Origin of the sequence: Chitinophaga sp. MM2321 (assembly GCF_964033635.1) — a bacterium.
GTDB lineage: Bacteria > Bacteroidota > Bacteroidia > Chitinophagales > Chitinophagaceae > Chitinophaga.
Genome location: NZ_OZ035533.1, coordinates 3,579,461 through 3,592,812, shown reverse-complemented (window position 1 = coordinate 3,592,812; position 13,352 = coordinate 3,579,461). Strand labels below are relative to the sequence as shown.

The window sequence follows — 13,352 nt, the reverse complement described above, 5'->3', positions numbered from 1 at the left end:
CCTTGTGAAAATCTATAGCTTAAGTCGCTCATCCATTCAGTATACCTCTCATTTCCTGTCGGTGGTTATCAGGCATAATCTTTATAATTTAATAACAGACCAAATATGACCAGTATCAAATTTTGTTTTTTATTTGCATCTATTTCAGTGAAACAATTGTGGTGGCGGTTACCAGGTACCAGAATCATGTTAGCTTCGGCAACCCTATATTTTTAAAACAAACAGCATTGATATGAACCCAATACCTTCTGATGAATTGGAATTACTTCAGCAATTAATTGCAGGAGATGCTGAATCATTCAGGAAAATATACGAGTACTATCAGGGAAAGGTTTTTTTATTCGCGCTGCGGTTAACTAAATCAAAATCAGAGGCAGAGGAAATAGTACAGGAAGTTTTTGTCAGACTTTGGGAAAATAGAGAAAAGGTTAAGATTGAAAAGAATTTCAATGCTTATATGCTTACTATTACTAAAAATCTGATTCTTGATAGGTTAAAAAAGGCCGCATTTGATAAAACAATTCAACAGAAGATCTATCATAATATGCTGGTATTGCAAAATACTACAGTAGATGAGTTGATCGAAAAAGAACTTACCAGGCTTTATCAACAGGCAGTTGACAGGCTCTCACCGCAAAAGAAAGTTGTTTTCATGCTAAGTCGCCAGGAAGAACTTAGTTATGAAGAGATAGCCCAAAAACTCGGCGTTTCCAAAAATACTGTGCGCAACCAAATGTCTGACTCACTGAAATCTATCCGTGAATACCTCACCGGTCATCCCGATATCTCCTTTATTTTATTAGCCGCCATGCATGTCGCCCAACTGGTTTAAAAAAAATATGTAACCGGTATAGTACTATTTTTCCTGCCAACAGTATATATAAAGAAGCCAATCATTAAAATTATTACTAAGGCTTCCTAATACTTTTTCAGTGGCTACAAAAGAAACGATCCAATCTTTATACAGTCGGTATCTGAAGGATGATATTTCTAAAGAAGAATTAGCACATTTTCTTCAGATACTGCATACACCTGAAGATGAATTGACTATTTCGTCGCTCATGGATGGTACCTGGCAGGAAATGTTTGAACCCCAGCAGGCTCCTGTTATCCCGATGTACAAAAGTACCTGGTTTAGGATGGCCGCCGCAGCGAGTATCCTTTTATTGCTTTCAGTGGGAGGTTATTTTATTCTCAGTAATCCGGCATCAAAGCGAATGGCCGAAACCGGAGAACAACACCAGCTCCATAAAAATGATGCGGCCCCAGGTGGAAATAAAGCGATACTTACATTGGCAAACGGTACACAGATTGTCCTTGACAGCGCCGCCAACGGAGCATTAACACAACAGGGAAATACAAAGGTTATTAAACTTGATAACGGGCAACTTGCTTATAATCCATCCGGTCAAAAGCCCGGAGAGGTTTTATATAATACGATATCCACCCCAAAAGGTGGACAGTATCAGATAGTATTGGCCGATGGAAGCAAAGTTTGGCTCAATGCCGCATCATCGTTGCGTTTCCCGGCAGCTTTTTCGGGCAAAGAAAGGGCAGTGCAATTGACAGGAGAAGCATATTTTGAAGTGGCGAAGAATGCAGCTATGCCTTTTCATGTTAACGTGAATAATATCCAGGTGGAAGTACTGGGGACACATTTTAATGTGAATGCTTATGAAGACGAAAGTTCAGTAGCTACTACTTTATTGGAAGGTGCTGTGAGAGTGAAAAATGAGTTGTCCGCAAATCCAAATAATAATGTTGTATTAAAACCCGGAGAACAAGCAGGTCTCGCTAAAGACGGCAACCTGAAAATTAATCGCGCAGTAAACGTAGCGGAGGTTGTAGCCTGGAAAGATGGCAACTTTGAATTCAATAACGCATCTGTTACGGATATTATGAGGCAGGTGTCAAGATGGTATGATGTGGAACTTGACTACAGAGGAAGAAAGCCTGCACGTAAATTAACCGGGAAAATTAGCCGGAATGTTAACCTGAGCCAGTTAATAAGCATGTTGGAATATACCGGTGTGAATATGAAAATAGAAAATAAAAAGATAATTATATGGGAAAATTGATTGATCGTTTGCCAGGCGAACATTAATCACGATAAAAATTAAAAATAAGATATAGCTAACAAAAACGGGCCCTGATTGGAGGTCAGTGCCCGGTGTAATGTTCAGGCTATTCAAATTAACAAAACTGTAAGTGTTATTACTTGTTTAACCAAAACCAACCAAAGGTATGGAATTGATTGCTGATTACAAAACCCCGCCAGGGGTGAAGCTCTACCAAATCAAAGTTTTCTTGATTATGAAGCTCGTAACTTATTTAATGCTTTTTGCCTGCTTACAGGCAGGCGCAAAGGGATTTGCTCAAAAAGTTACCCTTAATGAAAATAAAACCAGTCTCGATAAGATACTTAAGAAGATCGGGCATCAAACGGGATATACTTTTCTTTATGAAAACAAAGTATTGGAAAAAGCTTCTCCGGTAACCTTAAAAGTGAATGATGCTTCTTTGGAGCAAGCATTAAATCTTTGTTTTTCAGATCAGCCTTTAATGTATAAAATTTATGAACGTACGGTAGTCATAAAAGAAAAGCTGATTCAACCTATGTTTCTAAAGGAAGCGCCATTTATTCCTTTGGCAAATATTGTAAATGGTAAAGTAACCAGTTCAAGGGGCGAGCCTTTGCCAGGGGTAAGTGTTATTGTAAAAGGAACTACTACCGGTACCGCTACCGATGAGAATGGAAATTATTCTATTAATGTTCCGGGTGAGGGAGTACTGGTATTTTCTTATGTAGGATTTGCAACGAGAAATATACCGGTTAATGGACAGACGTTAGTAAATATCATGATGGAAGAAAGTCCATCGGCGCTGGATCAGGTGGTGGTAGTAGGTTATGGTAAACAGAAAAAGACATCACTTACAGCAGCTATTTCCACGCTTTCCGGAAAGGAGATATCATCTGTTCCTCTTGCTAATATAAGCAATGGATTTGCCGGTAGAATACCTGGCGTGATCGTTAGACAAAGTTCAGGTGAACCTGGTCGTGATGGCTCCAATATCTATATCAGGGGTATTTCATCAATAGGTGGTACTGAACCGCTGGTGATCGTAGATGGTATTCCGAGAAGCTCCTCAAAACTTGACCCCAATACAATTGAGTCTTTTACGGTGTTAAAGGATGCCGCTGCAGTGGCTCCGTATGGCGTGGCTGGTGCCAATGGCGTTATCCTGGTGACAACTAAAAGAGGAAAGACCGGAGCTCCTTCATTGACATATAACGGTTATATCGGATTCCAGAATCCTACTAATCATCAGAAGCAGGTAACCCCGTATCAATTTGCACAGTTAAAAAATCAGGCAGCAGTTAATGATGGATTTCCTGCTCCCTATAATGATTATGCACTTCAAAAATTTAAGGATGGTACAGAACCAGACGTGTATCCGGTAGATGATGTATGGAAGGAACTGACGAGAAAAAATACGCTGTTAACTAATCATAATATTGAAGTTTCCGGAGGAAATGAAAAAGTAAAATATTATGGCAGTTTGGGATATCTATACCAGGCCGGATTATGGCCAACTACAAGTGAAGATAAATATAACGTTGCACTAAACCTGGAAGCGGCCGTTACTAAAACTACAAAATTCCTGTTTAATATAAATGGCGTTGTAAGGAATGATAAGTATCCTCCCGTGGGTCAGGACCGCGGCACAGCCCGACTCTTTGAATTGATAGGGTATTCACATCCTGGGCGTGGAGGTCCATTGGTTTTTAGCAATGGTATGTATGGAAAGTTTATCATGGGAAGTATTTTCAATAAAGGATACGCTTTTGAAAAGTCCACTAATATATATACGCAGGTATCTCTTGAACAGGATCTTAATTTTCTGCCGGGTCTAAAATTTAAAGGAACTGTCGCTTATGATCCGAACTTTAACCTGAATAAAACCTGGTTAATGCCAGTTCAGTTGGCGACCGTTGATACTACAAAACAACCTTATGTGATAAAAGATGGTATTTATGGCCAGACAAAATCTTCGTTAACTGAAAATTATGCGCAGGCGTATCAGCTTACATTTCAAGCCAGCTTAAATTATAGCAGGTCCTTTGGTAAAAATAATGTTATGGCGCTGGCAGTAGTGGAGTCTAAAGACAATAACTCGCTGAGTCTTGGTGCCATTCGTCGTAATTATAACCTGGATATTGATGAACTCAGCATGGGTAGTTCCAGTCAGGCTGATATGTCAAATAGCGGCTCTTCTGCTGTAGCCAGACAAGTGGGGGTGGTCTATCGTCTGAATTACGATTATAACGGCAAATATTTATTCGAAGCAAGTGGTAGATACGATGGTAGCTATTATTTCGCACCTGAAAACCAGTTTGGATTTTTTCCTGCATTTTCTCTTGGTTGGCGATTGTCAGAAGAGAATTTTATGAAGCATATCGGATGGATAAATAATCTTAAACTAAGAGGGTCGTACGGGGAAGTGGGAGCTCTTGCCGGCAGTGCGTTTCAATATCTGAGTTCTTACGCTGTTGCTGGTCCGGCTTATGCGCTTCGCGGTGAAACTGTGCAGGCAATCAGTGAGCGTTCTGAACCTAACCGTAATATTACCTGGGAAAGAGCCAAAAAATCAGATGTTGGGATAGAGGCAACTTTGTGGAATGGAATTTTGAATGTTGAAGCTGATTATTTCTTTGAGAAAAGATCCAATATGTTGGTAAACCCTGATGTGATTGTTCCTGCTGAATATGGAATAGGTCTGAGCCAGGTTAATGCCGCAGTTATGAAAAACCAGGGTATTGAATTTTCTGTTGGAACCAGGTATGAATTTAATAAAGATTTACAGGTAACCTTGGGAGGTAACTTTACGTATGCAAAAAATACTTTACTGCAAATATTTGAGACATCGGCAACATATAATAATCCAAACCGTCGATTAACCGGTAAGCCGCTGGGTACACAGTTTGGTTATCACTCATTAGGCTTTTTTCAGGAAGATGATTTTGACGGAGCCGGTGCTTTGAAGTCAGGTATTGCAGTACAACCATGGGGAACCGTTCATCCCGGTGATATCAGGTATGAAGATATAAATAAGGATGGAAAGATCGATAACGATGATCTTACCAGGATTGGAGATCCCCAGGTTCCACAACTCATATATGGAGTAACTACAAGCATTAACTACAAAGGGTTTAGTCTTGATCTGTTATTTCAGGGAACCGGGAAAAGAGATTTCTATTTGAACAATAACGCAGCTTGGATATTTTATAACGGTATGACTGCGTTTACAAACCATCTTGATTTTTGGACACCGGAAAATCCCAATGCCAAAAATCCTCGTTTAACGAGTACACCTACCTCTAATAATATGCAGGCTTCCTCTTTCTATATGCTAAATGCGGCGTATTTAAGATTGAAATCCGCAACGCTGAGTTATATTATCCCGGTTCAAAAACTAAACATAATTCAAAGTGCCAGAGTATACGTTTCGGGGCAGAATTTGTTGACATGGAGTGGTGATTTCGCCAGGGTCAACCTTGATCCTGAAACCAGCGATGGATTGGGACGGGGTTATCCCCAGCAGCGCGTCTTTTCTTTAGGACTTAATATCACGTTTAAATAACTGGTAATTAAAATTAATCATGGAAAGTATTAAGAGAAGCTACAATAGTACAATTGCGCTATTGTTATTAATAATAGGTGTAACAGGTTTTGTTTCTTGTAAGAAGTACCTGGAAGTTGAATCTAAAAGTCTGGTTACAGATGCTTCTGTGTGGTCTTCGTCACAGAATGCAGATCTTTTTTTAAATAATATTTATCTGGGATTACCGAGATATTATAATTCTGCCGACCCCGTGGATAATTATTCGGATGATGCAATGAATGATTTGAGTTACGAGTACAGCAGGAGTACCTTCGCCTTGTCCATATATACATCTAATGATGGACCAAATTACTGGAATAGCAATTACAGCCAAATCCGGAAATGTAATTTATTTATTAAAAATGTAACAGCTTCTGATTTATCAGCGGAGTGGAAGAATATAAGGTTAGCAGAAGCCCGGTTTTTAAGAGCCTTTTATTATCAGATATTATGGATTAATTATGGTGGAGTGCCAATTATTACAGATGTACTTGACCAAAGCTCACAGGGCGATGATATTTATCGTGCCCGGAATACTTCAGAAGAGACATTTAAATTTATCACGGATGAATTAGCGGAGATATCAGGGAATCTTCCTTTAGTGGCAGATCAGGGCAGGGCTTCCCGGGGAGCCGCACTTACACTAAAAGGGTGGTGCGAACTATTTGAAGCCAGCGCCTTTAGGAATCCCGCTAACGATCTTTCTAAATGGGCCAGGTCCGCTGCTACGAACAAGCAGGTAATGGATTTAGGCGTATATAGCCTTTTCCCGGATTACCAGGCTATGTTTTATGAAGAGAATAATAATAATAGTGAGGAAATATTTAGCCGGCAATATGTTGGGGGAACAAGCCTGGGGGGAAGTCGCGAAGGGTTAACAGCGCCTTACAATGTGGGAGGGGAGTCCAAATCATATGGTGGTGTGAGACCCACGCAGGATCTCGTTCAGGAATATTTTATGGCAAATGGTTTGCCGATCACAGACCCGGCCTCGGGTTATGATCCTCAGCACCCTTATGAAAACAGGGAGAAGCGATTTTATCAATCTATTTGTTATGATGGTGCTCATTGGCTAGGTGCTACTATGGTCTATAAGGTTGGGTCAGGAAGCCTGAATGAATTTGATCCGGGCGATTCCCGTGGGGGAACAAATACAGGGTATGATTTAGTAAAAGGAATGGACCCTAAATATGCTGTACATGGAGATAACCAGATAAACAGTGCCAGTCAGAAATTCTTCCGGTACGCCGAAGTATTATTAAATTATGCAGAAGCGCAGAATGAAGCAATAGGGCCTGATGAGTCGGTATATGACGCCATCAATGAGGTCAGGGAGCGGTCTGATTTGCCTGGTTTACGCGCTGGTATGGATCAGGAGGAAATGCGTAAGGCAATACGACAGGAACGCAGGGTAGAATTGGCTTTTGAACAAAAACGTTTAATGGATCTGGTTAGATGGAAAATAGCAGAAGTGAACCTCAATCGAAAGTTATTGGGTATGCGGATAGATAATGTTGGGGGCAATTGGACATATACAGTAGTACCGGCAGCAGGAGGCCAAAGAAAATTTTATGCAGATAAAAATTATGTTTTGCCTATTCCTCAATCAGCCATTGATAAGAATAAAGAATTGATTCAAAACCCCAATTATTAATTGATCTGTCCAAACGAATAACAATAATGAAAAGAAGAAATTTTTTAAGTAATTCTCTGGTTGTAGGTGGATCAGCACTATTTAGTCTTACCGCTTTTGGTAAAAATAATCACAATAAAGATGATCAGGATAAAACGACAGAGAACCTTATAGCGGATAAAAAAGCTACTGCCATACAGGTTTCCGTGCCATCCACTATTGGCCTCAACGAAACATTTAGGGTAGGCATCAGGATATTAACAGAACCATATTTTACAAAATGGATTCCCCAATGGAATCGGACAAGAGCTACTGTTGACGGTCCATTTAACCAGTCTCCCCGTGGGACTCATTATATGGACAACGTTTTGCCAACCTGGGATGGTGTTGTAAATATTTTCGGCACTAGCGGTTATCAGGGACCCTCTTCCTACTCGTTTTCAGAAGGCGCCGGACCTTATGAAAACGATAAACGGCCGGTCAGACGGCTGGAAGGATTCAGCTTTTCCACTCCTGGTATAAAATACATTCGGGTAATTGATCCTGTTAGCGGTTTGGAAGGCATCAGTAATCCAATCCATGTAGATGCGGTGGCATTACCAAACGAACGATTATTCTGGGGAGATCTTCACTGTCATAGTATTTTTGGAGATGGTGTCCGTAGCCCGGAAGAAATTTACGCTTTTGCCCGTGACGAGTCATTCCTGGATATATTTGCCCTTACCGATCATACAGAAGCGTTAAGTGATGGACAATGGAATTATTTCAGGGATGTAACCAATACTTTCAATGAGGCTGGAAAGTTTGTGGCATTTGTTGGTGGAGAGTGGACCAGTAAGGAATTCGGTCATCATAATTTCATTTATCCGGGTAATGATGGGCCAATTATCCGAAGCTCTGACTCCAATCAAAATACGCTATCCAAGCTGTATGCTATTGCTCGCAATCATAAGGCGCTTGTAATTGCAAATCATCCGGCTGAAGTTGGCTGGGGTTTCGATTGGGAAAAGGGGCATGACCCCGAAGTGGAGCGTTTAGTAGAGGTTTATTCAATCGGAGGGGGGTATGAGATTCCTCCGGGGCCTGGTAATTCTTTCCCAAGTCGCCAGGTGAAAAAGCCATCTTATGGGAATTTTGTAGTGGATGGCTTAAAAAAAGGGTATCGATTGGGAATGATAGGCGTAGGAGATACGCACGATGGCCGGCCGGGAGATGCACTCCACGAACTTCAAAAGACACCAGGATACAAAGATATACTCAAGCCTGGTTTAATGGGAGTATGGGCAAAGGATCTGACCCGTGAATCAGTTTTTAATGCGTTATGGAATCGCCGGGTGTACGGAACCACTAATAACCGGACCTGGTTGAAATTTTCAATCAATGATCATCCTATGGGGTCAGAGATCACAGTGGATAAAAAAATGACGATAAAAATTGAGGCGGCAAGTAATTTAGTTATACAACGTATTGATCTTATTTGCAACGGTAAGACAGTCCAGTTTTTGGAACCCAGGCAGTTAGAAGCGTCCTGGAATCCAAAAGAGAAAGCCATCCCGAACGGAGCATGGTATTATGTTCGTATAACACTTGATGATGATCACCTTGCATGGTCAAGCCCTATTTGGGTAAATATGTAATCATGCAAAATCCCCCGGTTTCGAAGGAATACATTATCAGGGTAAAGTGGGATACGACTATTTAAAATGAAAGAGATTGATCCATGTTTGTTAACCTTGAAAAATTCTGAATGACAATAGTGAAATTTTCTGTATCTGCTAAAAATCTCACAGAAATTTCTCACCCCAGCATTTCCGCCTGATCTTTTTCTAATCCACAATACTTGAAGACGACAGGATTTTTAAATCAGCATATTTCCAGGATTCTTCAAAAGAAGACTTAGCTTTTTGGGCCTCACTCTTTCTGTTTAATAATGCCAAAGAGTTATATAATCCGATTAATGCCCAGCCGTTTTTACGCCAGGTCTGTAGATCCTGTTTGTAAACTTTCTCTGCTTCAGCATATTTTCCCGTCTTGAGCAAAACCGCTCCCAGATGATGCCTGACCGAGAAAAACCAATCGGGTGGTTCGTTATAATTGAGTTTGTCTTCAATGGCAACAGCTTCTTCGAGCAAAGAAACCGATTTAGCCGATTGACCTTGTTTGAATGCTATTCCGGCCGACAATACTTTTGTAGCAATCTGTACAAGATCGGCAGTTGTATTAATGCCCCAAATGCTAAGCTGCTGAAGTGTGGTGTCGGTGGATAATATGCGCAGGCTATCCAGTTCTTTTTGTGCATTAGCCAGCCCATTCTTTCCTAAATAAGCCATGCCCCTTGCATAATGCCAGATGGCCCGGGGATACACGAGGTCATTTTCCGGAGGCGTGAGCGAAGCAATAGTATCCCACATCGAAAACTTTGCGGCTATGTAATACGGGATGGTATAATAATGTTGCAATGTTCCCCAGCCGGGCATGCGCATGATATCAGCTGCAGTGTGTCGTTGTAGATTCATTGCTGCCTCCCAGGCTAATTTTGAATGGCCTTCCAGGGTGGCTGTTGCAGCCAGGAAATGATAATTGTGCGGATAATATGCCAATGGATAGGCACCTTGTGCATGACATGCTGTGGTGTAAGTACTATCAACGATCAATGCCTGAACATTTGCCAGCGAACCCCGATGATAGTCTCCGGTGTTGATATAAATATGCGAGGGCATGTGTACCAGGTGCCCCGAACCAGGTACCAGCGTCTCAAGCAGTTTTGCGCTTGTCAACGCCTTTTCAGGAGTAGCTGAGGCCTCCAGTGCATGGACGTAAAAATGATGTGCTCCCGGATGCCTGGGATTGATTTTCATAAGATGTTCCAGTATAGTCAGCAACTGCGGTGTCCATTGCCTGGGTGCTTTTGTTTTTTTGTCATATAAATCCCAGGGGTGCAGATCCATCATCGCCTCAGCATACAAAGCTCCGATATCAGGATCGGTAGGATATCGGGTATAAATCTTTTTCATAGATGCGGCATAGGCACTATCCAATGGTCTGCGGTCAGCCGGCGGTGTTGAAGCATATCGGGTGGTTAATGCTTGAATCAATGCAACTTCTTTTGGCGTACCGTTTTTGGCAAGCAATGTTGCTTTAGCAGATGCTTCGTACGCACGCTGAAAATTATCTTCCTCCATTCCCGCATTGTAGTTAGGGCCCAGCACATACGCAAAACCCCAGTAAGCCATGGCACAGGTGGAGTCCAACCGGATCGCTTCATAAAACGACCTTGCGGCTTCAGCATGATTAAAACCATAAGCCAGCATCATTCCCTGGGCAAAATATTCCTGTGCCTCTTTACTGGATGTTGAAATTTTAAAATCAATACCCTCCAATCCATCCAGTTTCGGCGCTTTTTTTCCTGAGCTGTACCAGTCTTTATCGCTTGTTTGAGGGACGTAGCAGCCAATAATCGGGGACTCTTTTTTGGTTGATTGGTTTTCTTTGCTTCCATCGCTGTTGTTGCATGCAAAAAGGATGGTAATAGCAATGAATCTTAAATAAGGCAGGGGCATAAAGCTTTTGTTTTTTTACATTTTTAAAAGTCTTACACAACCGGTTGCGAATAGGTGAAGGGCTCATCTATATATTGCTGACAGGGGCTTACTACCTAAAGATAATTAAAAAGCATTAACAGTGGAAAAATGGGCTCTTTCTCTTACTTTAATTATAATTGACGGATATGCCGGTAAAAAACCTGTAAACTCTTATGGCTACTAACCGTGTGTAAATAATCCTCTTTGTTTTGCTGTTACATTAAACAAATGCAAAACATGACAGCACAAATCATTACACAGGATGACCCCTGAAAAATTTTGTACTCACCTGTGCACTTGTAATTAAGACATAGCGGCACATAGCAATACCAAAGAAAGCTTGTGTAATTTTTTTCCCAGGTTAATAATTTTAAGGTAGTGCATACTGAATTGTTATTCCGACACCTATTCCATTGAGCCATTTATTTCTGGTGCCGGAATTGGATTCTTCCTGAAAGGTTTGATCCGTCTTCCAACTGTCATATACAGGGATTATCAAAGAGGGGCCTATACATACCTTCCCCAATTTTTTAATAGGATTTATGGTTGCCGCAATGGAGGTTCCGAAATAATCTCTCCTTTTCTTCTTAAAATCCTGGCCGCCTGCGGGGTTGTACCTGAGATGATAGTACTGAGAGAAAGTGAAATAATTGCATAGATTCAACCCTGCGTTGAGTTCAAATGTTTTATTTTGATACAAAGTTTCTTCAATGCCCATATTAAAGGCAATAGAATGATACCAATATTTATCAGTATAGAATAGAATATAAACAGGGCTGATGTAGTTTATATCTCTCGCCACGCTTTTTCCAAACAACGTATTTTCCTTTTTTATGTCATCGAAGGAATATTTGTAATAGCCAATTCCTGGCTTTATAAAAAGGGACTTCGAAATGGGAATTTTATACATCACATTTATGCCAAAGCTGCTTCCCTTTATATCCACGTAGTCCGTAGTTGGCCTTTCTTGTATTACATAAGAGAATTGTGGGTACTTATCAAATCTGACGTAGGGTGTAATTTCCAGTAGACCTTTTTTTGCCTGGGGAAAGACGATGCCTGGTATAAATGTAAAAAGTAGGGTTAAAATAAGTTTTTTCATGGGAATCAATTTATCCGTAAAAAGCTTTAAGGCAACATATACCCTTATCTCATGTTAATCGTTTATCACTTGTAACTTGTTACAAGTGTAAAATATTTTTTAATAATATGAATTGGCGATCATTGCTCCCGCAAATCGCAAGAACCCATTACACCAAACAATCCGTAAGGTAATCACACCTTCATATGTTCGAAAATCTGGATGGCATGACTTTACAACGGAGATATCTCAGGGGCGATATATAGAATTGTTTGAAACAAGTTGCAAATAATCCTGCAAATTTAAGGACTGATGCTTTAATTTCGGGATTAATTCCACAGGGAGGTATTAATGCTGGTGTTCAAGTTTACACGCAAACTTTTAGAAACTGACAGGTTTGGGTTTTTGTGAGAAACGGAAGAATAAATAATGTAGGAGTTAATTTAACACCAAAATAATGCAAACTAAATAACATAAATAGTTTCTCATGTACCATTCCAACCTTGCATTAAATCTGGATTTATCAAAAAAATATATAGAAGCAATTGCAGAATACGAGTTATCGCTCCAAAAAGAGGCGTTTAATGTAAACTTATCTATTAATTTAGCCTTTTTACATTGGGTGTCGGCTGCTGAATTTCCATGGGCAGATGCATATAAAATACCGAATGAAATAAGACTTAAAGGTATTGATAGATGTGGCGAGATATTAGCAGATGCAAAATTAAAATTCCCTGAATGTGCTGAATTGTATTTTTGGGAGAGATACTTTTGGCATCGCATAACGTTTGATCCTTTTACTGAAGAGGATACGTTAAATATTTTATCAGCGCACACCTGTTGTGAAGAAATTCCATATTTCTTTCTATACCTCTTTGACGAAATGAAATATGAAAAGGAAAGAAATAGCGTGCTTAAAAAGTGCCTGGAATTACCAACAGCAAAAAATCTATACATTATAGCTATTATCGAGGACCGGCCTCCTCTTTAGTAGTTAAGATAGGTGCTAGATCAAGTAGTAACTATTACAAGTTATGTTGCAATATCCAATACTCAATTATTTTTGCTTGAGATCGGGAATGACTAGAAACAACCAAACCCCAATATTCCTGAATATTACCTGTAGGATTGAACGTACCGCCAGGAAAATGATGCAACAGATCCGTAAAACTAATATTTACGGTATTCCTAAATCCCCACTTGCTGAAAATGCAACATGGCAACAGAATAATAACAGGGGTGGTACTTTTGATCCATTATATTAAAAAATAATATTGTGAGCAATATAACATCAATGGAAAGCAAATTTGGCGTTGTTTTTTGTCTTTAACAGTAGGAAATTTACAACTTCAGCTTTAGTTGAATATTAGATATCGCTTTCGGTCTCTGTTGG

The 13,352-nt window shown here is 40.2% G+C and carries 8 protein-coding genes; 6 read left to right on the top strand and 2 right to left on the bottom strand.

Annotation, left to right across the window (positions count from 1 at the left end; genetic code table 11):
• Window positions 1-232 precede the first annotated feature (232 nt).
• From ABQ275_RS13860 to ABQ275_RS13840, 5 genes are all read left to right on the top strand, one after another.
• Window positions 233-832 (top strand): RNA polymerase sigma-70 factor, encoded by a 600-nt coding sequence (locus ABQ275_RS13860; protein WP_349313735.1) that lies wholly within the window; start codon window positions 233-235, stop codon window positions 830-832.
• Between the two features lie 100 nt (window positions 833-932).
• Complete coding sequence (locus ABQ275_RS13855) at window positions 933-2,078, top strand: FecR domain-containing protein (protein ID WP_349313734.1); 1,146 nt, start codon at window positions 933-935, stop codon at window positions 2,076-2,078.
• Between the two features lie 166 nt (window positions 2,079-2,244).
• Window positions 2,245-5,643, top strand: coding sequence for a TonB-dependent receptor (locus ABQ275_RS13850; protein WP_349313733.1), 3,399 nt, complete (start codon window positions 2,245-2,247; stop codon window positions 5,641-5,643).
• A 19-nt stretch (window positions 5,644-5,662) separates the two neighbouring features.
• Complete coding sequence (locus ABQ275_RS13845) at window positions 5,663-7,318, top strand: RagB/SusD family nutrient uptake outer membrane protein (RefSeq protein ID WP_349313732.1); 1,656 nt, start codon at window positions 5,663-5,665, stop codon at window positions 7,316-7,318.
• Window positions 7,319-7,344: 26 nt separating this feature from the next.
• Window positions 7,345-8,934 (top strand): CehA/McbA family metallohydrolase, encoded by a 1,590-nt coding sequence (locus tag ABQ275_RS13840; protein WP_349313731.1) that lies wholly within the window; start codon window positions 7,345-7,347, stop codon window positions 8,932-8,934.
• Between the two features lie 189 nt (window positions 8,935-9,123).
• Here ABQ275_RS13840 and ABQ275_RS13835 read toward each other — a convergent pair whose 3' ends face one another.
• Entirely contained in the window at window positions 9,124-10,857 is a 1,734-nt protein-coding gene (locus ABQ275_RS13835) for a tetratricopeptide repeat protein (protein WP_349313730.1), read from the bottom strand.
• 391 nt (window positions 10,858-11,248) lie between these two features.
• Window positions 11,249-11,980: a hypothetical protein gene (locus ABQ275_RS13830; protein ID WP_349313729.1), complete on the bottom strand. Its 732-nt coding sequence runs from the start codon at window positions 11,978-11,980 to the stop codon at window positions 11,249-11,251.
• A gap of 466 nt (window positions 11,981-12,446) precedes the next feature.
• Between ABQ275_RS13830 and ABQ275_RS13825 the strand changes: the two genes are divergently transcribed.
• Window positions 12,447-12,950 (top strand): hypothetical protein, encoded by a 504-nt coding sequence (locus ABQ275_RS13825; RefSeq protein ID WP_349313728.1) that lies wholly within the window; start codon window positions 12,447-12,449, stop codon window positions 12,948-12,950.
• Window positions 12,951-13,352: the final 402 nt, after the last annotated feature.

Bases quoted from the DNA above. Each gene is read 5' to 3' on its own strand.
- ABQ275_RS13860 (WP_349313735.1), top strand. From the start codon at position 233: ATGAACCCAATACCTTCTGATGAATTGGAATTACTTCAGCAATTAATT.
- ABQ275_RS13850 (WP_349313733.1), top strand. From the start codon at position 2,245: ATGGAATTGATTGCTGATTACAAAACCCCGCCAGGGGTGAAGCTCTAC.
- ABQ275_RS13845 (WP_349313732.1), top strand. From the start codon at position 5,663: ATGGAAAGTATTAAGAGAAGCTACAATAGTACAATTGCGCTATTGTTA.
- ABQ275_RS13840 (WP_349313731.1), top strand. From the start codon at position 7,345: ATGAAAAGAAGAAATTTTTTAAGTAATTCTCTGGTTGTAGGTGGATCA.
- ABQ275_RS13835 (WP_349313730.1), bottom strand. From the start codon at position 10,857: ATGCCCCTGCCTTATTTAAGATTCATTGCTATTACCATCCTTTTTGCA.
- ABQ275_RS13830 (WP_349313729.1), bottom strand. From the start codon at position 11,980: ATGAAAAAACTTATTTTAACCCTACTTTTTACATTTATACCAGGCATC.
- ABQ275_RS13825 (WP_349313728.1), top strand. From the start codon at position 12,447: ATGTACCATTCCAACCTTGCATTAAATCTGGATTTATCAAAAAAATAT.